This window comes from Paenibacillus sp. 01T442 (assembly GCF_056398345.1).
In genome coordinates this window covers 1-23,295 of record NZ_JBFTPF010000059.1, presented here as the reverse complement: position 1 = coordinate 23,295, position 23,295 = coordinate 1, and the positions used below count along the sequence as shown (strand labels likewise).

15 protein-coding genes are annotated in these 23,295 nt (G+C 46.4%); 13 read left to right on the top strand and 2 right to left on the bottom strand.

Annotated features, from left to right (window positions below):
* Positions 1-149: 149 nt before the first annotated feature.
* The 3 genes from AC1DLM_RS27755 to AC1DLM_RS27745 all read left to right on the top strand — a co-directional run bounded on the left by AC1DLM_RS27755 (position 150) and on the right by AC1DLM_RS27745 (position 2,921).
* The gene (locus AC1DLM_RS27755) at positions 150-2,300 is read left to right on the top strand and encodes an alkaline phosphatase PhoX (protein WP_441990296.1); all 2,151 of its coding nucleotides are present in this window, start codon (positions 150-152) and stop codon (positions 2,298-2,300) included.
* 190 nt (positions 2,301-2,490) lie between these two features.
* On the top strand, positions 2,491-2,646 hold the full coding sequence (locus AC1DLM_RS27750; RefSeq protein WP_441990295.1) for a YfhD family protein: 156 nt from the start codon (positions 2,491-2,493) through the stop codon (positions 2,644-2,646).
* The gene (locus AC1DLM_RS27745) at positions 2,646-2,921 is read left to right on the top strand and encodes a hypothetical protein (RefSeq protein ID WP_441990294.1); all 276 of its coding nucleotides are present in this window, start codon (positions 2,646-2,648) and stop codon (positions 2,919-2,921) included. The genes AC1DLM_RS27750 and AC1DLM_RS27745 overlap by 1 nt, the downstream gene beginning before the upstream one ends.
* Positions 2,922-3,002: 81 nt before the next feature.
* Here AC1DLM_RS27745 and AC1DLM_RS27740 read toward each other — a convergent pair whose 3' ends face one another.
* The gene (locus tag AC1DLM_RS27740; RefSeq protein ID WP_441990293.1) at positions 3,003-3,809 is read right to left on the bottom strand and encodes a glycerophosphodiester phosphodiesterase; all 807 of its coding nucleotides are present in this window, start codon (positions 3,807-3,809) and stop codon (positions 3,003-3,005) included.
* A gap of 209 nt (positions 3,810-4,018) precedes the next feature.
* Between AC1DLM_RS27740 and prmA the strand changes: the two genes are divergently transcribed.
* The 5 genes from prmA (at position 4,019) to deoC (ending at position 8,720) form a co-directional block, all read left to right on the top strand.
* Entirely contained in the window at positions 4,019-4,993 is a 975-nt protein-coding gene (gene prmA, locus AC1DLM_RS27735) for a 50S ribosomal protein L11 methyltransferase (protein WP_441990292.1), read from the top strand.
* A 10-nt stretch (positions 4,994-5,003) separates the two neighbouring features.
* Positions 5,004-5,675 carry a site-2 protease family protein gene (locus tag AC1DLM_RS27730; protein ID WP_441990291.1) on the top strand — a complete coding sequence of 224 codons (672 nt, stop codon included), beginning with the start codon at positions 5,004-5,006 and terminating at the stop codon, positions 5,673-5,675.
* A gap of 123 nt (positions 5,676-5,798) precedes the next feature.
* Positions 5,799-6,566 (top strand): 16S rRNA (uracil(1498)-N(3))-methyltransferase, encoded by a 768-nt coding sequence (locus AC1DLM_RS27725; protein ID WP_441990290.1) that lies wholly within the window; start codon positions 5,799-5,801, stop codon positions 6,564-6,566.
* A 6-nt stretch (positions 6,567-6,572) separates the two neighbouring features.
* Positions 6,573-7,907 (top strand): tRNA (N(6)-L-threonylcarbamoyladenosine(37)-C(2))-methylthiotransferase MtaB, encoded by a 1,335-nt coding sequence (gene mtaB, locus AC1DLM_RS27720; RefSeq protein ID WP_477571758.1) that lies wholly within the window; start codon positions 6,573-6,575, stop codon positions 7,905-7,907.
* Positions 7,908-8,039: 132 nt separating this feature from the next.
* Positions 8,040-8,720 carry a deoxyribose-phosphate aldolase gene (gene deoC, locus AC1DLM_RS27715; protein WP_171635220.1) on the top strand — a complete coding sequence of 227 codons (681 nt, stop codon included), beginning with the start codon at positions 8,040-8,042 and terminating at the stop codon, positions 8,718-8,720.
* Here the strand turns inward: deoC and AC1DLM_RS27710 are convergent.
* The gene (locus AC1DLM_RS27710; RefSeq protein WP_441990288.1) at positions 8,683-9,690 is read right to left on the bottom strand and encodes a Na/Pi cotransporter family protein; all 1,008 of its coding nucleotides are present in this window, start codon (positions 9,688-9,690) and stop codon (positions 8,683-8,685) included. The two genes, deoC and AC1DLM_RS27710, sit on opposite strands and share 38 nt — an antisense overlap.
* A 119-nt stretch (positions 9,691-9,809) precedes the next feature.
* Here AC1DLM_RS27710 and AC1DLM_RS27705 point away from each other — a divergent pair, with 119 nt between their 5' ends.
* From AC1DLM_RS27705 to AC1DLM_RS27685, 5 genes are all read left to right on the top strand, one after another.
* Complete coding sequence (locus tag AC1DLM_RS27705) at positions 9,810-11,183, top strand: class I SAM-dependent rRNA methyltransferase (protein WP_477571757.1); 1,374 nt, start codon at positions 9,810-9,812, stop codon at positions 11,181-11,183.
* A 605-nt stretch (positions 11,184-11,788) separates the two neighbouring features.
* Positions 11,789-15,319, top strand: coding sequence for a helicase-exonuclease AddAB subunit AddB (addB, locus tag AC1DLM_RS27700; protein WP_477571756.1), 3,531 nt, complete (start codon positions 11,789-11,791; stop codon positions 15,317-15,319).
* A 21-nt stretch (positions 15,320-15,340) separates the two neighbouring features.
* Positions 15,341-19,303: a helicase-exonuclease AddAB subunit AddA gene (gene addA, locus AC1DLM_RS27695; RefSeq protein ID WP_441990285.1), complete on the top strand. Its 3,963-nt coding sequence runs from the start codon at positions 15,341-15,343 to the stop codon at positions 19,301-19,303.
* 43 nt (positions 19,304-19,346) lie between these two features.
* Positions 19,347-20,528 (top strand): exonuclease SbcCD subunit D, encoded by a 1,182-nt coding sequence (locus AC1DLM_RS27690; protein ID WP_441990284.1) that lies wholly within the window; start codon positions 19,347-19,349, stop codon positions 20,526-20,528.
* Positions 20,529-20,640: 112 nt separating this feature from the next.
* Positions 20,641-23,295 (top strand): AAA family ATPase (locus tag AC1DLM_RS27685; protein ID WP_477571755.1); only part of this gene is annotated, 2,655 nt, incomplete at its 3' end.

Here is a 23,295-nt window from a genome sequence, read left to right as displayed (position 1 = left end):
ACGGAGTGTTTTTTTGTATTTTAGATGGAGCTTTACAAAAAGTTTGCGTTAATTTTACACAATAACATAATTTATCTGGTACTCCCTTTACATTGGACATGTAAACTTTAAATGAATAGTATTCTTTTAATAGAGAGAGGTAGATTACATTGAAGAATCAATTTAGAACACGCAAAATAATAATACCAGTTTTAGGACTTGCTCTTTTGGCTCCAAGCGTACTTCCGAATATGGCTTACGCAGCTAACGATGTCAAAGTGAAATCAGTTGATTTCGTAGGGATGGTTGCACCTACTACCCCGGAAGATATGGCAAAAATGTACTCCAGCGCTTCTGTTCAAGTTACATATACCGACGGTACTGTAAAATCGTTCCCTTTAACTTATAAAACATTGTTTAAAACTGATGAAGCCATTAATGGCACAATTGCTGGCGTATCTCAAGATAAGAATGGCAAACCGATTATGGACACGAGTGTACCGAACAACCCAACTCCGTTTGTCTCCGATGCACCTGATTCCAACTCCTTATTTAAAATAGAAGGCGCTAAGGCGACAGCGAAAGGCGGAAATCCTCTCTCTTTAATTACACACTATGAATATATAACATTAAATAATGCTGGAAAGTCAGCTTATGGTATGGTTCCCGCTTCTATGTCGCTAACCACGCTTGATCAAAATAAAACAACGGGTGAGCTAGCAGCTACAGATCTGAAAAAAGTGGATTTTAGTGGCGTAGATGGATTATGGATTCCGTGTAATGGTTCCTTAACGCCGTGGAATACACACTTAAGCAGTGAAGAATATGAGGCGGATGCTCGTGCTTTTGAAGCGGATCCTACACAAACCTATGTAAATTCATTTGCTAGAGCGTTCTCTCAAGATGATACAAAAGTAGGAAACCCGTATGCCAATGGTTATATTCCAGAAGTAACTGTTCTTGCAGATAACACAAATACGGTAGTAAAACATTATAGTATGGGGCGTTTCTCGCACGAGCTAGGTCGTGTTGCACCTGACATGAAAACTGTCTTCTTCGGTGATGATGGTGGAAATACAATGTTGTTCCTTTATGTTGCAGATAAAGCTAAAGATCTTTCCGCTGGTACACTGTATGCGGCTAAATGGATCCAAACAAGTGATGAGAATGGTGGAGCAGCGAATCTACAGTGGATTCCGCTCGGTCATGCAACGGATGCTGAGGTTAAAAGTTATGTAGATAAAGGTTTGAAATTTAGCGATATTTTCGAAACAGCTGACAAAGATACAGCAGGATTTACAAAAATCAAATCGTATCCAAGCGGTAAAGTAGAGTGGCTGAAAGTGAAACCAGGTATGGAGAAGGCGGCTGCATTCCTTGAGTCTCGCCGTTATGGTGCAGTTGTAGGAGCGACAGCTGAATTCAACAAAATGGAAGGCGTTGCAGTAAACGCCAAGGATAATAAAGTATATGTAGCGATGTCATATGTTGAGAAATCCATGGAAAAAGATACGAAAGCTACTGATCCAACAGACGATATCCAAGTCAAAAAAATCAGAGCTGGCGTAACCTATGAGCTTGATATGAAAGGCGGACAAACTGATCGCAGCAAGCAGCCAATTAACAGTGAATACGTTCCTTCTATGATGAAGGGTCTAATTGTTGGTCAAGATTTGGCAAAAGCCGATAGCAAAGGGAATACGGCAGTTGAGGATCTTGTTGCGAACCCTGATAATCTATCTTACTCAGATGAGTTAAGAACTTTGTTTATTGGCGAAGACAGCGGCATGCATGCGAATAACTTCACTTGGGCTTATAACGTAGATACGAAAAAGCTTTCTCGTATTCTTTCTATTCCAGCTGGTGGAGAAGCTACAGGACTGCAAGTAGTAGATAACTTGAATGGCTTCAGCTACGTCATGAGCAATATGCAGCATCCCGGAGATGAAATGATTTTGCCGGAACCGCTGAAAGGCCAAGTTGATGCAATTATTAATAAGATCTATGACAATAAGCGTGCTGGCAGCGTAGGCTACATTAGTGGAATCCCAACTTCAGGCCAAATGCTGGAGTGGATGTCTACGGATAAGTCTCTATCTACTCTCCGTGATATGGCTGAGGCTGTTGGCGCAACGGTAAAATGGAATGAAGCGGATCGTAGCGTTACAGTGACCAAAGGCAGTCATTCCCTGATTGTAAAAATTAATGATAATTTAGCTATGGTTGATGGTCAATCCGTTCAATTGCCGTACGCAACTCGTATTGAAAACGAAAAAACGATGATGTCTACATCTGTTCTGAGCAGTTTCTTAAATCGTTAATTTTATCGAATTTGGAAGAGATCATTGCGGTGCATTTCGCACCCCTGGTCTCTTCATTTTATTAGGAGGTAATTTTAAGAATGTCATTGAAAAAAAAGCGGAGTAACAGTTAAGTCATTCTTTGCATAAAAATGAATCTCTTTGGAATAATAAAATTGGTTTACTTATACCGATTCAGGGAGGTTCAGACATGAGCGAGAACAACAAGCGTAAGCAACAAGATGCCAATCATCTTCCTATTGTTAAAAACGAGGATGTTGAGTTCGCAGCAGAAGTAGCAGACAAGGATGATTTCGAGGCTTCTGAGCGCGCGCAAGCGGCGGATGATCGTCAGGAAGATCAGTAATGGCGGAAAGAGGGATTCTAGCCTATTTTCATTCCCCCGAACAAGCGGAAGGTGTTGCTTCCAAATTAAAAGCCTTGCGCGCGGTGGATGTGCAGGTTGATCGTTTTACGAATGATATCGGCAGTGGAATTGAGATATCCATGGCGGACAGCATGATTAGTCAAGATCATGAGGTCGATGCGGTGGGACTTGATATTGTATTGGCTGCAGTCATTGACGAGCAGTGTTATGAACAAGCGATCCGCGTAATTGAAACAGCTGGCGGATCGGTTTAAACAAGAAGCACCTGTTCCATTGGACCTCAAGTTTCGGGGTCGACGGGACAGGTGCTTTTTAACTGTGAAAGTAGTGGGTAATTATTCAACACTCATCAAGTTGACGAGCTTATCCGGATAGTTCGTAATAATGCTGGACACACCAAGCGCCAACATCCGTCTCATCATCCGTGTATCATTAACCGTCCAAACATAAACTTCTTTATGGTTATTCTCGGCTAGCCTCATGAAAGATTCATTCACAAGGGGATAGGCCGCAGAAATGACTTCATAATCAGAGCTTTTCATTAGTTGTTCGAGACCATCTGTGTTTTGGCCAACGATGAGACCAGTCTTAATGGAGGAGTTAAGCGTTTTCACCTTATGCAAAAGCTCCGTATCGAAAGAGGTCACCGTGCATTCTTTTACAAAATCATGCGATTGGATAATGTCCACTGTTTTTTGTGCAAGCTCCACTACATGGCCATTATTTTTCAACTCGATATTTAGCTTCAAATGACCTTTGGCGAGTGAAATAACTTCATCCAGCGTGGGGACATGCTCATCTTTAAAATCCTTATGATACCAATTTCCTGCACTTGCTTGTTTGAGTTCAGTTGAGGTGACGTCCCACATGTTTTTGTTGATGCCAGTCGTCCTATATGCACTATTGTCATGCATTAGCATGACGACACCATCAGCCGTTTCTTGCACATCTAACTCCGCATATCCTGCGTGATTGGTGATGGCTTGTTGAAACGCAGCTAGTGTATTCTCAGGTGTAGTCCCTGAGCTTCCGCGATGAGCTGTAACTTGACTGTAATTATCAGCCATCATGGTTTTGGTAGTCAGTGGCGCAATAAGTGCCATTGCAAGGAAAATTGGAAGAACCATAAGTGTTTTCCGCATAAGATGTCTCCGTTCTTACGATACATAATAATGATGACTAATTCAATGTAGCACCTAAGTGTTAGATCTGTGTTAAGAAAAATAAAAAAGCGCTTACATGTATGACTCCATTTTACCCCAGAAGCGAAGTGTAGTACAATGTTCTTTGTGAAAATAGACCTATTGGGTTCGTTTTACATAGGGAATAACCGACAGGAGGAGCAATACCGATGCTTTGGCAAGAATTAACTGTACATACGACAGAAGAAGCGATTGAAATGATAACCAACTTTGTTCATGAATTGGGAGCCGGAGGTGTTTCCATTGAAGAAACCGGTACCTTAAATAAAGAGAGAGATACGTCGTTTGGTCAATTATACGAAACGCCATTTAACGATATCCCGGAAGGTAGAGCTGTAATCAAAGGTTACTTCTACCATGGTACCGACATGGAGCCTGTTTTGGCAAATTTGAAAGCGTCTGTGGAACAATTGACGGATTTTGATATTGATACGGGGAATCCGACGTTTGAGGTTGTTGAAGTCGATGATGAAGACTGGGCGCATGCATGGAAAACATATTTTAAACCGATTCGCGTATCCGATCGCTTGACGATTAAACCTACATGGGAAGAATACACGGCTTCGCCAGGTGAATTGATCTTGGAACTCGACCCAGGTATGGCGTTTGGGACAGGAACTCATGCTACAACGTCACTTTGTTTGAAAACGTTGGAGAAGGTGCTTCAGCCAGGTGACGATGTGATCGATGTCGGAACTGGCTCAGGAATTCTTTCCATTGCAGCAGCTAAGCTTGGTGCGAAGCATGTACTTGCAGTGGATTTGGATCCCGTAGCGGTTACAAGTGCGTTGGATAATACGAAGCAAAATCAACTCGAAGAACAAATTACTGTGAAACTTAGTGATCTTCTTGGCGTACTTAAAGAAAGCGAGTCAGAAGGGGATGCGGGATTAGGAGTTTCCATTCCTGTTCAGCTCGTTGTTGCGAATATTTTGGCTGAGGTTATTGTCATGTTCGTTGATGATGTGTACGAGGTGTTGCAGCAGGGCGGATATTACATAACTTCAGGGATCATAACGAATAAAGAAGCAGATGTAGAAAAAGCACTGGTTGCAGCTAAATTCACGATCGTAGAGAAAAACTATGATTCGAATTGGGTTGTGATCGTAGCTAGAAAGCTGTAGGTGTTGGCTCATGGGAGGCTTATTATTTTACGATTGGAGCACGTTGCCGTTTGTGATTTTGGTACTCGTGCTTTCGTTTACGATTCATGAATGGGCGCATGCGTATAGTGCCTATAAATTGGGCGATGATACGGCATATCGATTTGGCCGCGTTTCATTGAATCCAATGGTCCATCTGGACCTTTTTGGATCCATTATGATGCTGATTGCAGGCTTTGGTTGGGCGAAGCCTGTGCCCGTAAACCGTGGAAATTTCAAGCATCCTCGCTTGTATGGGATTATGGTGACCGCGGCGGGCCCGCTTAGTAACTTGATTATGGCCTTTATTACCATTATTATTGTCGTGCTTTTTGAGAAATACGGCTGGTTGAATGGGATGTCAAAGGGAAGTGGAGAAGCGATTGTTCAGTTCTTAAATAAAATGCTGAGTATCAATATCACGTTATTTTTATTTAACTTAATTCCAATTCCTCCGCTTGATGGCTATCGAATTATTCAAGATTTGGTTGATTTCAAATATACGGAAGCTGTTCAAAAATTTGAACAATGGGCATCGGTTATTTTTCTTGTCATTGTATTCGTAGGCCCGCTGCGTCGCGTAACTCTTGATCCGTATTTGAGATTAGGAAATAAAATCATTATCCAATTCTATGATATGGTCTCAGGTATATTGGGCATGTAACCTCACCAGATAGTTCCATATGGATTTTCGGACTCAAACGAGGTATGATGGTGTGTGGAAGTTCTACCTACAACAAGCTGTTCAAATGAAGTTCACATGAACGAAGATAGAGAGGCTTTGACTATGCAACGTTATTTTCTCCCGCCCCAGCAGTTCCATGCTTCTACACAAACAGTCACCATTGAGGGTGACGACGCTCATCATCTTGGTCGCGTCATGCGAGCAGAAGTAGGAGATCAAGTGATTTGCAGCAATGGTGTGGATCGTGAGGTGCTCGTTCGGATCACTCACCTGGATAAGGGAGCTGTTACCGCGGAAATCGTGGAAGAGCTCGCGATGGATGCGGAAGCGTCAGTTGACGTATGGATTGCACAGAGCTTACCCAAAGGCGATAAGATGGAGCTTATTATTCAAAAAGGGACCGAGATCGGGGCAGCCCGGTTTCTTCCTTTTTTATCGGAACGAACCATTGTACAGTACGATGCGAAGAAAGAAGCTAAGCGCACGGAGCGCTGGCAGAAAATCGCGAAGGAAGCGGCAGAGCAAGCCCATCGCAACCGTGTGCCGCAGATTGAATCCGTCTATGCATGGAAGCAACTGTTACAACGGGCGAAGGAAGCAGATGTCGCTTGGATTTGTTATGAGAAAGAAGATGGTCAACAACTAAAACCTGCGATTCAGTCTGCGATATCAGCGGGTCAAATTGCACCAGGTAAGCAAGTGTTGATTGCGGTAGGCCCCGAGGGTGGATTCACAGAGCAAGAAATTAAGCAAGCTGAAGAAGCTGGCTTTCGCTCGGTTTCGCTGGGGAATCGTATTTTACGGACGGAGACGGCTGCAATGGTCGGCCTTACGTGTCTGTTCTATGAAACCGGAGAAATGGGAGGATAAGCGAAGATGGCAACGGTAGCGTTTCATACACTAGGATGTAAAGTAAACTTTTATGATACAGAAGCAATTTGGCAGCTTTTCAAAAATGAGGGCTATGAGCAAGTTGATTTCGAAAATACAGCGGATGTCTATGTCATTAATACATGTACAGTTACGAACACAGGGGATAAGAAAAGTCGGCAAATGATCCGTCGTGCGATTCGTCGTAATCCAGAAGCAATCGTTGCTGTAACAGGCTGTTATGCGCAAACGTCACCTGCTGAAATTATGGCGATTCCAGGTGTGGACATGGTGATCGGGACGCAGGACCGTGAGAGAATCATTCCACTTGTGAAGCAATTTGAGTCGGATCGTCAACCGATTAACGCGGTTCGCAACATCATGAAAACACGCACTTTCGAAGAATTGGACGTGCCTGATTTTGCTGATCGTACAAGGGCTTTTCTGAAAATTCAAGAAGGCTGTAACAATTTCTGTACCTTCTGCATTATTCCATGGTMACGTGGACTCATGCGTAGTCGGGAACCGCAAAGCGTAATTGCACAGGCGGAGCAACTGGTTGCAGCAGGTTATCAAGAAATCGTACTCACAGGTATTCATACTGGGGGCTATGGCGAAGATATTGAAGACTACAGTTTAGCGAAGCTTTTGAAGGATTTGGATAAAGTAGAAGGTTTGAAGCGAATTCGAATTTCTTCGATTGAAGCTAGCCAAATTACAGATGAAGTGATTGACGTTCTGAAGTCCTCGGACAAAATGTGCCGTCATCTGCATATCCCGTTGCAAGCGGGGGATGATCAGGTGTTAGCACGGATGCGTCGGAAGTATACAACTGCTGAGTTCGCTCGTAAAATTGAGCGTCTGCACGAAATTATGCCAGATGTCGCCATCACGACGGATGTTATTGTTGGTTTCCCAGGTGAGACAGAAGAGATGTTCCGTGATGGTTACAAGTTCATGGAGCAAATGAAGTTCTCCGAAATGCACGTTTTCCCTTACTCCAAGCGGACGGGTACGCCTGCTGCACGGATGGAGGATCAAGTGGATGAAGAAATCAAAAATGCGCGTGTTCACGAACTCATTGATCTATCTGAGAAAATGCAATTAGCCTACGCGCAGAAATTTGTTGGGCAAGTGTTGGAAGTCATTCCTGAACGCACCTACAAAGGCGCCCCAGATAGTGGATTGTACAGTGGTTATTCCGATAACTATGTGCAGTTAGTTTTTGAAGGATCGGAAGATATGATCGGTCAAGTATGCCGTGTGAAGGTTACGGAAGCCGGTGTCAATGAAAGCAAGGGTCAACTCGTACGCATTCTTGAAGGCGTAGTGAATTTGTAAGTAAAGTTGTAAGGCAATTACCCACCTCTACGCGTGGTCGTTCCTTTAGAATGACTGCGATAGAGGTTTTCTCGATTACACGGGAGCTCAGAGCTATGGATGAAAAGACTAAATCAGATGAGGTGCTTCATAATGACATTAAACGCGAAAGAAATTGCTAGTTATATCGACCATACGTTACTGAAAGCAGATGCGAGCACAGCGGCAATTCACAAATTGTGTGAGGAGGCTGCGCAGCATCAATTTTTCAGTGTGTGTGTAAATTCACAGTTTGTAGCAACTGCTGCCAAAGCATTGGAAGGAACAGGTGTTAAGGTTGCAGCTGTAGTTGGCTTCCCACTTGGTGCGAGCTTGAGTGAAGTTAAAGCATTCGAAGCGGCAAAAGCTGTTGAAAACGGAGCTGCTGAAATCGATACTGTATTGCCAATTGGATTGCTTTTGGAAGGACAACTGGATGCGGTTCGTTCCGATATTAAGCAAGTCGTGGATGCTGTAAAAGGTAAAGCTATCGTCAAAGTGATCATGGAAACAGGTTTCCTGAATGATGAGCAGAAAGCAACAGCTTGTCGTCTCTCGGAAGAAGCTGGTGCTCATTTTGTGAAAACATCGACTGGCTTCGGACCTGGTGGAGCTACGGTAGAAGATGTTCGCTTAATGCGTCAACATGTATCCAGTACGATTGGCGTTAAAGCTTCTGGTGGAGTTCGCGATGTAGAAACAGCGATTGCAATGATTGAAGCGGGAGCAACGAGATTAGGGACTAGCTCCGGTGTAGCTATTGTGAACGGAACTCAAGGCGCTTCCACATACTAAGATAGCAGAGAGGCAATGCAATTAGGGAACCTACGATGTTGAAAATGGTTTGGGACCTTGCGATTTGCGATGCGGCATCACTTGCTAATAGCGCGGAAAGACTGACGAGCCAGTGGATGACTGGATAAAAGAGGATCGCGCCTCCMACATTCAGCAGCACATGCGACCAGGCGACATAACGCCCGGCGCGTGAGCTGCTCATGCCAGCGATCACGGCAGTGACACAGGTGCCGACGTTGGCACCGATGGTAATGGCAACCCCGAGCTCGACGGGGATAGCCCCTGTGGCGGCGAGACTCATCGCCATCGCTATGACGGCTGCGCTGCTATGCACGAGCGCGGTCACCGCTGCGCCTGCGAGGATGCCCCAGAGCAGGCTCGTTTGCGCCTGGTGCACGAACCAGGCGAACAGACCACGGGACTGCAGCGCAGGCCCGATGGTTTGCATGATCTCGATGCCGAGCAGCACGAGAGAGAAGCCAGCCACCGCCAGCGAGCCGTAGCGGACGCTGCGCAGCCATTGGCGGCCGCCGTGCCCAGCTGCGGTCTGATCGAGGCCAAGCCCTTGCGCTGCAGGCGGCAAGGGCCCAGCCAGCCAGCTCGCCAGCCAAACGCTGGCGCTGGCGATTAGGATCGGCACACCGATGCCACCCAAGCTGAGCCCGATCAGCTCAGTGGTGAGGCACGTGCCGATGTTGGTTCCGAGAATCACGCCTAGTGTTCTCGGGAAGGACAGGACGCCAGCGCCGACGAGGCCGATGGCGATGACTGTGATGGCGGTGCTGCTCTGCAGCGCCGCGGTGAGCACGGTGCCGGTGATAAGACCGCGCACCGGTGTTCGGGTAAACCGCTCCAGCCACAGCTGGAGGCGGGGGCCAGCCCAGGTCTGCAGCGAGGTTTCCATTAGCTTCATTCCGAACAGAAATAAGATAAAGCCTGTAACAACAGGCAATAGAATAGCATGAATCATGAGAGGATCTCCTTTTCGTGAGCGTACGACGTTTTCAACCAATATATGTGACCGTAAAGACAAGCATGACAAGCCAGATGGTATAGGTGAACGGTTTCACGCAAAGGACGGCTAAAATAATGGCAGCAGTATTTTTACATAAGAAACGCAAACCCCGCTTGGAGCAAGGACATCCGTGGGTGTATAAGAGTGAAATTGAGCGTACGGATGGGGACATTGTGCCTGGACAGCTTGTATCCGTTCAGAATCACCTAGGCAAATATCTGGCAACCGGCTATTACAACGAAGCTTCACAGCTTACGGTACGTATTGTATCGTATAGCCCCATTGAGGCGATGACGAAGGAGTTTTTCGTCGAAAGATTCACACGTTGTTTCCTACATCGCCAGCGCTTTGTGAAAGGAGCACAGTCTTATCGTCTGGTATATGGAGAAGCTGATTTCTTGCCAGGACTTATTGTTGATAAATTCGAGAACACATTAGTTGTTCAGCTTTTGACTTTGGGAATGGACCTGTGCCGAGACCAGATTGTCGAAGCGCTTGTACAAGTTATGAAACCAGTAGGGATCTATGAGCGAAGTGACGTTTCCATTCGTGAACTGGAAGGTCTGAAGCAGACAAAGGGACTTCTGTATGGCGATTGTGCGAAGCATGTTGATATTTTGGAAAATGGCCTTCGCATTCGCGTTGATATTGAGGAAGGGCAGAAGACGGGGTACTTCTTCGACCAACGTGAGAATCGCGCGGCGATCGCTCCGTTGATGACTGGCTGGGGTCACCGCAGTGGCATCAATTTGACGGAAGTTGAAGAGAACGGCGTAACGCAAATGCTCCCGGTGAACGCTAATGGCAAAGTTGTTACATTTCCTCTGTGGGACGGCGCTTCTGTGCTGGAGTGTTTCTCTCATACGGGAAGCTTCACACTGAATGCTTGTCAATTTGGAGCGAAAAAAGTTACGTGCCTTGATATTTCCGAGCACGYGATTGAAAGCGCGCGAACTAACGTTGCTTTGAATGGCTTCGAGGATCGTGTCGAATTCGTCGTCGCGGATGCGTTTGAGTACTTGCGTACGCAGGTGAAGGGCTTGGATGAGCGCAAGCTTCGCTCTGTGGCTGGTGCTGCTGGACAAGCTAAGATAGACACCTCGAAGCCTGTTGGTACAGGTGGGCGTACTTGGGACGTGGTTATTCTAGATCCACCAGCCTTCGCCAAAACCAAAAGTGCGGTGGAAGGAGCTTGCCGCGGCTATAAGGACATCAACTTGCATGGAATGAAGCTTGTGAATGAAGGGGGCTATCTCGTCACAGCAAGCTGCTCGTATCACATGCATCCTGAGCTATTCCTTGAAACGATTCATGCAGCAGCAACGGATGCAGGTAAGCTACTACGCTTAATTGAGTTCCGTGGTGCAGGGATGGACCACCCGCGTATTCTTGGCGTGGATGAAGGACATTATTTGAAGTTTGCGATTTTTGAAGTGCGCAGCAAATAAAGGTGAAGTGAGCAAAGTCGGTTAATCTGGCTTTGCTTTTTTGTTGTGTATGCGGGGAATCATAGTCGATTTACCTCAAAAGTGTCCGATTTTTCTACTAGTATAGGTTCTGATTACTCCTCTGCACCTATTAGTCCAAAAATGCCGATTTAATCCCGCTGTCTGTTTCAAAAAATATATTTTAGTCCTAAAAAGCCTAACTAAATCACCACAAACAACTGTCACACAGCGATAAAAGGTAAATAATTCGGCAGAATCGGACTACTGGACTGTTATTACAAGTAAATCTTGTTTTAGTTCGGAGATATCGGACTAAGCAACTACCAGCGAAGCGCTATTGTGATCAGGAGTGAAGTAGTGCTAGTAGTGTATTTTATAAAGATCGAGTTACAATAGTTTCATAGACGATTCCTTTTCGTTTTTTGCGTTCCATGTTATACTAATAGAATATACGTTCGCATATCGATCGCCGATTAAACTCCTGAGATCCCCCTCCATCATCTACCACGCCGACTCATCACTAAAAATATGATAGAATAGAGAGATTGAATACGAGAATTGCTTACGAAGCAAGCTTTCCGACGGAAAGTGTTAGGAGGTCCTGAATGTCCATTCGATTCGTGATTGGTAGAGCCGGAAGCGGCAAGAGTGAACGCTGTCTAACGGAAATGAAACAGCAGCTGGCATCGGCACCCGAAGGTGATCCGTTGATTTTGCTTGTTCCTGAACAAGCTACATTTCAAGCTGAGCATGCACTGGTATCGGATCCAAGTATTCGAGGTATGATCCGCGCGCAAGTGTTAAGTTTTCACCGATTAGCATGGCGCGTTATGCAAGAAGAAGGCGGGACGGCGCGGCTGCCTATAGATGATACAGGAAAGAAACTGTTGTTAACGAGCATTTTACATAAATACAAGGATAAACTCCGGCTCTTTGGTCATTCTGCTGAGCAAATGGGCTTTGTAGATCGACTGAATCAGCTTTTTACGGAAATGAAACGCTATTGTGTGACGGMAGAACAGCTGGAAGCGCATGAAAATAAACGAGTAACGAACCTTGGTGAACACGGCTTACTAAGGGACAAAATGCATGATATCCAACTCGTGTATCGCCAATTTGAGTCAGAACTTGCGAGGCAGTATTTGGACGGCGAAGATTACTTGACGCTGCTCGCAGAGCAAGTCCCGAACTCGGTTTATTTGCGTTCAGCGTCAGTTTGGATTGATGGATTTCATGGCTTTACACCTCAAGAATTCAAGGTGCTTGGTGCGCTATTTGCTGCTTGTAAGCAAGTAACGATTACGTTATGTCTGGATCGCGAGCTGCAGGCGGGGGATACCCCTGATGAATTGGATTTATTTCATCCCACAGCTACGACGATGGTACGTTTGCAAGATATGATATGGCAGCTTGGACTTGATGCGGCTGAAGTTCTACATCTCGATCAAGAGCGTTCTCCACGATATGAGGATAGTCCAGCACTTGCCTATTTGGAGCAGAATTTTGATCGTCGAATAGGAGGTGGAGCACCGAAATATAAGCCTTCTCCAGGAGAGAAGATTGGCGACCAGCTCGTTATTAGGGAAGCTGTGCATCGTCGTGCAGAGGTTGAAGGTGCAGTTCGTGACATGCTTCAGTTAGTTCGGGAGCATGGTATGCGCTGGCGTGAAATGGCCATCATGGTGCGGAATATGGAAGGGTATCAAGATCTGTTAAACATGGTGCTTACCGATTATGAGATCCCTCACTTTTTCGATCAGAAGCGCTCAGTGCTGCATCATCCACTCGTGGAATTCATTCGCTCTGCGCTCGAGGTTATACAGCATAATTGGCATTATGATGCCGTTTTCCGTTGTATCAAAACGGACTTACTGCTGCCTCTTGATGCGACAACGCAAAGGACTGAGCTAGATAAATTAGAGAATTATGTACTTGCATTCGGGATTCAAGGTTATAGATGGACGGATGGCAAGCCATGGACGTATAAGTTTCGTGCCAATTTGGAGCAAGCAGAAGATGGGGTAAATGAACAAACAGCGGAGCTTCAAGCTTTAAATACGAGCAAATCGTGGGTTGTTGGTCCATTGCTTGCATTATCCAATCGCCTGTCACAAGCGCGTTCGGTCAAAGCTCAGGTCGAAGCTGTTTATGAGCTATTGGTAACCGTTCAAGCGCCAGAGAAATTAGAAGCATGGACACAGCAAGCAACACGTGATGGTAAGCCAGAAATGGCTCGCGAGCACGGTCAAATGTGGAACAGTGTCATGGATATGCTGGATCAATTGGTGGAAACCATGGGCGATGATGAACTTTCCTTAGAGCTGTTTAACGGCCTGATTGAAACAGGAATGGAGAGCATGAAGCTGGGGTTAGTTCCGCCATCGATGGATCAATTGTTGATCGGAAGTATGGATCGAACTCGCTCAAGCGGGATTCGGTATGCGTATATTTTAGGTGTAAATGACGGGGTTATTCCTGCTCAGATGGCTGAAAAAGGTGTGCTCACAGAAGCAGAACGCAGTGTTCTAATGGACTCCGGATTACCAATGGCAGATGGAAGCCGTCGAAAGCTGTTGGATGAGCAATTTATCGTCTATACATCGTTGACTGTACCAGGCAAGCGGCTTTGGATGAGTTATCCGTTAGCAGATGAAGAGGGGAAATCGTTGTTGCCTTCGGAGTTGATCAGACAGATGCGACAGCTTTTTCCAGGAACGGAAGAACCTCTACTTCTGGCAGAACCTTCAGCGGAAGCCCCCGAAAGTGAGCAAGCTGCCTATCTGTCGCATCCGACACAGGCGATCTCCTATTTGGCTGTTCGTATGAAGCATTGGATGCTGGGTGGCCGAATATCTGAGCTATGGTGGGATGCGTACAATTGGTACGCGGAACAACCCGTTTGGCAGACGAAACTACAATCGCTGGTAATGGCGTTGCAATATACAAACAAAGAGAAGGGGCTTACCACCTCTACGAGCAAAATGTTATATGGTCAGCACTTACGTGCTAGCGTTTCGCGAATGGAGAAGTATGTAGCCTGTCCGTTCTCGCACTTCATATCACATGGCTTAAGGCTTCAAGAACGTCGCGTCTATCGCTTAGATGCGCCGGATATAGGTCAATTGTTCCACGCAGCATTGAATCAGTTCGTTCAGAAGCTGCAGCAGGACCAGCTAGATTGGGGTTCTCTTTCCGCAGAGCAATGTATGGAGAGGTCAGCACAAGTTGTGGACGAGCTTGCTCCGAGACTTCAAGGAGAAATTCTCCTTAGTTCAAGTCGTTACGCTTATATAGCTCGGAAACTGAAGCAAGTGGTAGGTAGGGCAGCAGTTATTCTCGGCGAACACGCCAAACATGGTCAATTTCAGCCACTAGGATTGGAGATTGATTTTGGACCAGGCAAGGACTTGCCATCGCTAACGTTCGAATTGGAAAACGGTTGTACGATGGAGATTATCGGCCGAATCGATCGTGTGGATCGAGCGGATGGTGAGAATGGTGTGCTTTTACGAGTGATTGATTACAAATCCAGTCAAACAGCTTTGCAGCTCTCTGAAGTGTACTACGGACTATCTCTTCAGATGCTGACGTACTTGGACGTTATTCTTACGCACGCGGAAATATGGCTTGGTGCCCACGCAAAGCCAGCAGGTGTGCTTTATTTCCACGTGCATAATCCAATGCTCCAACAAAAGAATGCTCTTGATCCTGCCTCTGTCGAGAAAGAGCTGCGTAAACGTTTCAAAATGAAGGGTTTGATTACGGCTGATGCCGAAGTCGCCGGATTGATGGATGATGAGCTTATTCATAGCTCTGGGCATTCACAACTTATCCCTGTTGCTTTAAAGAAAGATGGGAGTTTCTACTCGACTTCATCGGTAGCGACGGACGAGCAGTGGGATACGCTGCGGACCTATGTACGCAAACAAGTGAAACAAATTGGTACGAACATTACGGATGGACATGTTGATATTGCTCCTTATCGATTAGGGAAAAAATCAGCCTGTCAACATTGCTCGTATACGTCGATTTGTCAAATAGATCCCTTATTTGAAGGGAATGAGATCCAAGTCTTTCGACCGCGTGCGAAGGATCAAGTATGGACGGAGTTGGCAGCGCAGGTGGGCCAGTCGTGAAGGTAGAAAGGAGCGTACAAGGTGACACTACAGCAAGAACCTAAGCCTATCGGTAGTACATGGACGGATGATCAATGGGACGCGATAACCCTAAAAGGTCAGAATATGTTGGTTGCCGCTGCTGCGGGATCTGGTAAGACAGCCGTACTCGTTGAACGTATCATTCGACGGATCTCCAACGAGTGGGAGCCAATCGATGTAGATCGATTACTCGTTGCTACCTTTACGAAGGCTGCAGCTTCCGAAATGAAGCATCGTATTCGAGAAGCGCTTGAGAAAGAACTCATGAAACAGCCGCATTCCCAACATTTGCGTAAGCAGTTAGCACTCATGGGGAAAGCGTCCATTACAACGCTGCATTCCTTTTGTTTAGAGGTTGTACAACGTTATTTTAGTCTTATCCAATTAGATCCTGGCTTTCGGATCGCGAATGAAACAGAAGCTGATTTACTTCGTCAAGATCTGCTTGGCGAGATGCTAGAAGAATATTATGCGGCAAGTGCTGAGAACAGTGCCTTTTGGCAATTGGTGGATTCATTCAGTGGTGAGCGCAACGATAACGCAATTATGCAACTCATTCAGAAATTATACGATGTATCTCGCAGTCATCCTTGGCCAGAGCACTGGTTAAGAGGAACAGCTTCTATGTTCGGGCCGCGAGCACATCAAGCTGACCAAGAGAATTTGGATGAGGCAAACGCGATTGTTGAAGAAGCTTTGCCTTATGTTGCCGCGACATCTGCGCCTGTGGATTATTCACTATGGGAGCAAAGTCTTATTCGTGATCTTTCCCTTGAATTAGAGGGAGCAGCGGACTTGCTAGGACAAGCCATGCATATCGCAGAATTCCCGGGAGGACCTGCCCCGTATATCGATAATTTACGCGATGATTTGCTGCTCGTTCAGAATTTGCTTGAAACAACGACATACCCATGGTCCGTCTTGTATCTTGGTTTTCAGACGGTTGAGTTCGGCAAGCTCAAAGCCTGCAAAGGCGATGATTATGATAAAGGGCTGCAAGAAGAAGTCAAAGCACTACGGAACAAGGCCAAGGACCAAATTAACAAATTAAAAGAAGAATTGTTCGGCCGGACACCAGAGCAATTTTATCAAGAGATTGTCATAATGGCTCCTTTGTTGCACGTCCTTGTCGATCTTATCGTTGATTTTGGCGAAAGATACCAAGCGGCTAAAGCAGCGAAGGGTCTGATTGACTTTGCTGATTTGGAGCATTACTGTTTGCAGATTCTTAGTGCACCTGGGTCCATGCCTGGTGAATTATATCCTTCGGAGGCTGCACAAGCATATCGGAAACAATTTGCTGAAGTGCTCCTGGATGAATACCAGGATACGAATCGTGTCCAAGAAGCCATTGTTGAGTTGATTTCAACAGCTAAACCTGGGAATCGCTTTATGGTCGGTGATGTGAAGCAAAGTATCTATCGCTTTCGACTGGCAGAGCCAGGTCTATTTTTAGAGAAATACAAAGCGTATCGATCTAACAAAGAGTCCACCTCTGGTGGAGAAATGACCGGTGGAAGAATTGACTTAGCTAGAAATTTCCGAAGTCGTCTGCAAGTCGTCGATGCCGTTAACTTTATTTTCAAACAAATGATGAATGAAACTGTCGGTGAAATTGCTTATGATGAGCGTGCGGAGCTGGTCTATGGAGCGGGATATCCGCCTTCGCTATCCGATTGTTCTGTGGAGATGCTGATCATTGACCGTGCGAAAGATGGCGCTGACAAAAGTGATGCGTTTATGGAAGAATCGGAAGAAAATAGTGAAGAGTTTAACGCTGAAAGCACTGAAAATACTGCGGATCCTGCATTGGAAGCAGAAGAACTGGAAACCGCACAGTTGGAGGCACGTACGATCGCTCTTCAAATCAAGGGTTTGTTAAGAGCTGAGAATCAAGAAGCTTTTCAGGTTTTTGATAAAAGAACTGGCGGCAATCGGCCGGCAGCCTACAGGGATATCGTAATTTTACTCCGAGCAACCCAAGCATGGTCTCCCATTATAATCGACGAGCTGAAGAAGCAGGGAATACCTGCTTATGCTGAGCTCAGCACAGGGTACTTCTCGGCAACCGAAGTCGAGACGATGCTCTCCTTATTGAAGGTCATCGACAATCCGTATCAGGATGTACCTTTGGCTGCTGTTTTGCGATCACCTATGGTGGGGTTAACTGCTGAAGATTTAGCACAAATTCGAGTTGCGGATAAATCTGTAGCTTTCTACGAGTCTGTACTGCGTACCGCTACGCAAAATACCCAACATGAGAATGATCAGTTGTCAACGAAATTGACCGTGTTTCTAGAACAATTAGAACAATGGCGTAATGACGCGAGGCAGGGCTCACTTGCTGACTTGATCTGGAGCATCTTTAGACAAACCGGCTATTATGATTTCGCTGGCGGTCTGCCTGGCGGCATGCAAAGACAAGCCAATTTACGGGCGCTCTATGATAGAGCTAGACAATACGAGAGTACATCCTTGCGTGGATTATTCCGTTTTTTACGATTTATTGAACGGATGAAAGAAAGCGGTGGCGATCTTGGAACCGCGCGTGCGTTGGGTGAACAGGAAGACGTTGTACGAATTATGTCTATTCATAAGAGTAAGGGTTTGGAATTTCCTGTGGTGTTCGTAGCGGGAATGGCGAAAATGTTTAATCAACGCGATTTGAATGAGGCATTTTTATTGCATAAAGAGCTTGGCTTTGGGCCGAGATTTGTAGATACGACACTTCGTGTCAGTTACCCGACGTTACCTTCACTTGCCATTAAAAAGAGGCTGAAGCTAGAGCTTCTTGCTGAAGAAATGCGAGTTCTTTATGTAGCTCTTACGAGAGCGCGAGAGAAATTGTACCTATTAGGTACTGTGAAATCTCTCGATAAACTTCTGCGCGGATGGGGACGTCACTTATCAAGAGAGGCTTGGTACTTGCCTGATTTTGAGTTGGCTAAAGCGAAGAGCTATCTGGATTGGGTAGGACCGGCATTGCTTCGTCATCCTGATGCAGCCTTGTGGCGAGATAGACTTGGCATTAGTGAGATGTCTTCTGATGTACGTTTGCTGCGTGATTCCTCGCAATGGAAACTATCGGTCATTACGCCAGAGAGCTTGCAGCAATTGGATGTGTTAGAAGATGCGGCATTCGAGCCAGATCAGGATCGATTTATGGCCATTCAGCAACGAGAGGTTGTCACTACATCGGGGAAATGGAAAGATGTTTTAGATGAGCGTTTGTCCTGGCAATATGATTTTCCAGATGCACCTAAACATTTTGCCAAGACGACAGTTTCGGAGATGAAACGATTATCTGAAATCAACCGAATTGCAGATGAGTTGGAGTCACCGAACGCTGTGGATACCGCATCTATACTGGGGCCTACGTCAGTAACCAGTCAACCAGCTCCTTCGATTTGGCGTAGACCGAGATTTATGGAAGAGAAGAAGCTTACTGCGGCAGAGAAAGGGACTGTCGTTCATGCCGTTATGCAAAATATGTCCCTATCGGAATTGCCTACAGAGGCAAGTATCCAATCAACACTCCAGGAGATGTTGGACAAACAAACAATGACGCAGGACCAGCGCGATGTGGTCGATATTCCTGTCATATTGAAGTTTTTTGAGACGTCGGTTGGCAAAAGAATGATTCAGTCACATCATATTCAACGTGAGGTTCCATTCAGTTATGGACTTCCTGCAGATGAGGTTTATTCGGAGACGGATCCATCTACGCTTGGTGAGACAGTGCTCATTCAAGGGGTCATTGACTGTCTATTTGAAGATGAACTGGGACTCGTTCTCGTTGATTATAAAACGGATGCTGTTAGAGGAAGCACGGAAGCGGAACTTCAGCTACGCTATGAGAAGCAAATAAGCTTGTACGCGCGAGCTGTGGAACATATCTGGAAACGTCCGATCCACGGAAAGTTCCTTTATTTCTTTGATGGAGCGAAGTTGGTAGAAATGTAGTCATAGAATGCGAAGCCAACCAAGGGGTGGAAGGAGATGAGACATGCGAATTTTACACACAGCGGATTGGCATTTTGGACGAGCCTTGGAAGGTCGAAGCCGGATGGAAGAACAAATCGCGTTTGTGGATGAGCTCGTACGCATCGTGGATGATCAAGCTATTGATCTCGTGTTGATTGCAGGAGATATTTATGACAGCGTGAATCCGCCTGCTGCAGCGGAGCAGTTGTTTTATGAAGGCATTGCCAGATTAGCAGATGGCGGGAAAAGGCATGTAGCGATTATTTCAGGCAACCATGATCATCCGGATCGACTTGCAGCTTCGGGTCCGCTAGCAGCAACGCAAGGCATCACATTGATAGGTTTGCCGATTCCAGAAATTCAGTCGATTGGCATAGCACGTACGGGTGAACTTGCCCGACTAATCGCTTTGCCGTATCCATCGGAGTCACGATTGAAGGAGTTGTTGTCCGAGGTTGCGGAGGAAGAAGTGCTGCGCAGCAAATATTCGGAGCGAGTTGGGGCACTCATTCGTAAACAAGCTGCTTTCTTTGAAGCTAGCACAGTGAATTTGATTATGAGTCATTTGTATGTTCTGGGAGGGCATGAAACGGAATCTGAACGACCTATTCAGGTTGGCGGCGCTTATACAGTTGATACAACGGCTTTGACAGCGGGTGCGCAATACGTTGCGTTAGGTCATTTGCATCGCCCTCAAAATGTGAAGGCAGCATCACCCATTCGATATAGTGGATCACCGCTTGCCTACAGCTTCTCGGAAGCGGGTCAAGCCAAGTCGGTTACGATACTTGATCTTGCCCCAGGACAGGTAGCCGAACCAGAAGAGATTTTCTTAACCTCGGGACGCCCCTTAGTAAGCTGGAAGGCGAAGGAAGGGATAGGACAAGTTCATCAATGGTTAGATGAGCAACGCGATAGCACGGCTTGGATCGATTTGGAGATTACGATGACATCTGCGATGTCCATTGAACAAATACAATCGTTGCGTAAAGCGTATGAAGGATTCATTCACATTCGCCCCATTTATCCGGAAATGGAAGTTGTTCGTTCGGCGATGCCAAGAGCAGCTTTTTCGATGGAAGAGCATTTCACGCGCTTCTATGCGCGCCAAACGGGAGGCGCACAGCCTGAGCCTGCATTAGTTCAATTATTTTTGGAACTGCTGCAAGAGAAAGATCTGGGGGATTCCTCTGGAGGCGAGTAATTGAACAGGAAGAGGTCTACGACTACGTACGTGAAAAGATAGCATGCGAAGTGTTTTCCCCAATTAGTGCTTGTGGATAACTTTGCGATGTGTATGAAAGGAGGAAAATACATTGCGTCCAATTCAGTTACAGATGTCTGGTTTGCAAAGCTATCGAGAGCTGCAAACGATTGATTTTAGCCAACTCGTGGATGCKGGTGTGTTTGGTATTTTTGGACCAACAGGCAGCGGGAAATCATCGATCTTAGATGCGATAACGCTATCCCTCTACGGCAAAGTAGAAAGGGCAAGCGGTGGCACACAAGCGATCATGAATCATGCGGAGCAAACACTGTTCGTTTCTTTTACATTTGAATTGACGAACGCATCGAGCACAGCGCGCTACCGAGTAGAGCGGCAATTCAAGCGCGGAGCTGAAATGTCCATTAACGGAACGAGTTCACGTCTCTTACATATACGCGATAACGAAACGATTGTGCTTGCGGATAAGGCAGGCGAAGTCAATCAACAGGTTCAGAACATACTCGGTCTGTCCATGCAGGATTTTACAAGAGCAGTTGTACTCCCACAAGGAAAGTTCGCAGAGTTTCTGACTTTGACAGGCAAAGATCGCAGGCAAATGCTGCAACGTCTTTTCCATCTTGAAACCTATGGGGATCAATTAAGCGCAAAGGTCAGCTCTAAAGTAAAGGAAACGGACAGTGCCGTTAAACAGCTTGCTGCTGAACAGCAGGGCTTGGGCGATGCGACGACAGCGGCTTTGGAGGAAGCGAATAGAAGACTTCTTGAAACGGAACAAGAGGCGGTTCGAAGTCGACTTCATCTGGAGCAACAGGAAAAGGCTTACGAAGAAAACAAACAAGTCTATCAATGGATAAAGGAATCGGAAGGTCTTGAACAAGAGCAGCGAAAGCATCATGAACAAGAAGCGCATATTGCTGAAAAAGAAGAGATCCTAAAGCTGGCTGAACAAGCGGACCGGGTTATTCCCTACTTGGATCAACATAAACTAGCTGTTATAGATGTGTTGTCAAGCCAAGCACTTCTTGAAACGGCAACTTCATCTCTATCGAGCTCAGAAACTGATTTTCAGCAAGCATCGCTTGCTTTTGATAAAGCGGGGCAGGATCTAGTCGCACAAGAAGGGCCATTATTGCTGCGTTTGGATCAATTGGAACAAGCGCTTGTGATTGGACAGGAGCTCGAACAAGTGCAGTCGCAAATTCAAGCAGCTCAAACACAAGAAGCTGGGGTTAAATCAGCCTTATTGAGTTTGCATGCGGATATGTCGAAAGCGCATGAAACGAAACAAAAAGCGGTGGCCAAACAAACAGAACTGAAAGCTCAATTAAAACTGGTTGAGACGGATGCTGCGAAGAGGCAACAATTGCAATATGCTGTGCAGGAGAAAAAGGCCATACTTCTTCTTCAGACTCAAGAGCTAGAAGCACAAAGAAACAAAGTTGATAAAGTGAATGCATGTAACACTGTGGAGCAATCGAGAGCATTGATTTTGGACAAACAGAGAGTGTTGTATACTCGGCTTTTAAGTTGGTTTGAAGCTAGTGCTTCGACTGAAGGGCAATTGCAGAAACAACAAGGCTTATTTACAGCTTTCTCGACTGGCCTGCAAGGATGGTTGGAGGAGCAAAGAAAGCAATTGAAGCACCAAGAACGTCATGCCTTGGCTGCTTTGTTGGCTGCAGAATTGGAAATGGGAGAATCGTGCCCCGTGTGTGGTGCTCTAGAGCATCCAGCACTGCATAAGAGTAGCGTAAACGCAGAGGATCCGGATAAGAACAGCGTCTCTGAAAACTTACTGCATCAAATCGAGCCGTACTTGCAGCAAGCGAAAGAAAGTCAGTATCAAGGGTTGCAACTCATTCGAAGAATGAAGGATCAACACAAGCGGGCTGCTGAATTGAGTTTCCCTGATGAAACGATAAGTAAGCAAATACCTGAATTTGCTGGCCGCGATCTTGCTCTTCAAGAAGCTGCCGCAGGTCAAGAAATCGGTGCTCAAGTAAGTCCACTTAGTTCGCTTATGGTCATGAGCTTGGAAGATTGGCAAAAGGCATGGGAGCGTGTGAACTCTGCTTCACAAACCGTTGCATCTCAAGTGGAAGAGTCTGGGAAGGCTTTTGAGCATTTGCTCAAAGAACATGTACAATTGACACAACAAGATCTAGTTTTAGGTGCACAAGCGCAAGCGGCTGCTAGCTCAGTTGTGGAAGCTGAAGTTAAATTAAGCAAGCTATCGGTTACCATTCAAGAACAAATGCTCGAATGGCAAGAGCGATTTGCGGAGCTAAACTGGGAAATTGTTGAAGAACAACTCCAACAGATGCTGGATCATGAGCGGACTGCGGATGAGCTGCGTGGACGCATTGAGAAAAGCATTCCTTTCCTCGAGGAGCTTCTCGTTAACATCGAGAAGCTACAGCATGCTGCGCAGGAGCACGAGCGTACGGCTTTGCAGCTCCATGAGCGCCTGCAAGGGCTCGCGCTGCTCGCCGCCGACAAGTCGCGGCAGCTCGCTCTGCGCGCGCCAGGCGCGGCGGTGCCGCAGCTCATCGCGGAGGCGACCTCCGCGCTTGCACAGCTGCGGCAGCTCGCGCAGATGACCAAGCTCGCGCACGCTGCTGCGCAGCGCGAGCAGTCCCTGGCGGCGCAGCGCTACAGCGCCGCCGCCGAAGCCGCTGCCGCCGCGGCGCGGCAGCTGGCGCAGACCGAGCGCGCGCTGGCCGGCGCGCTCGAGAAAGGCGGC

Excerpts from the sequence above, each read along its gene's own strand:
- AC1DLM_RS27750 (WP_441990295.1), top strand. The coding sequence starts at position 2,491 with ATGAGCGAGAACAACAAGCGTAAGCAACAAGATGCCAATCATCTTCCT.
- AC1DLM_RS27745 (WP_441990294.1), top strand. The coding sequence starts at position 2,646 with ATGGCGGAAAGAGGGATTCTAGCCTATTTTCATTCCCCCGAACAAGCG.
- AC1DLM_RS27740 (WP_441990293.1), bottom strand. The coding sequence starts at position 3,809 with ATGCGGAAAACACTTATGGTTCTTCCAATTTTCCTTGCAATGGCACTT.
- prmA (WP_441990292.1), top strand. The coding sequence starts at position 4,019 with ATGCTTTGGCAAGAATTAACTGTACATACGACAGAAGAAGCGATTGAA.
- AC1DLM_RS27730 (WP_441990291.1), top strand. The coding sequence starts at position 5,004 with ATGGGAGGCTTATTATTTTACGATTGGAGCACGTTGCCGTTTGTGATT.
- AC1DLM_RS27725 (WP_441990290.1), top strand. The coding sequence starts at position 5,799 with ATGCAACGTTATTTTCTCCCGCCCCAGCAGTTCCATGCTTCTACACAA.
- deoC (WP_171635220.1), top strand. The coding sequence starts at position 8,040 with ATGACATTAAACGCGAAAGAAATTGCTAGTTATATCGACCATACGTTA.
- AC1DLM_RS27690 (WP_441990284.1), top strand. The coding sequence starts at position 19,347 with ATGCGAATTTTACACACAGCGGATTGGCATTTTGGACGAGCCTTGGAA.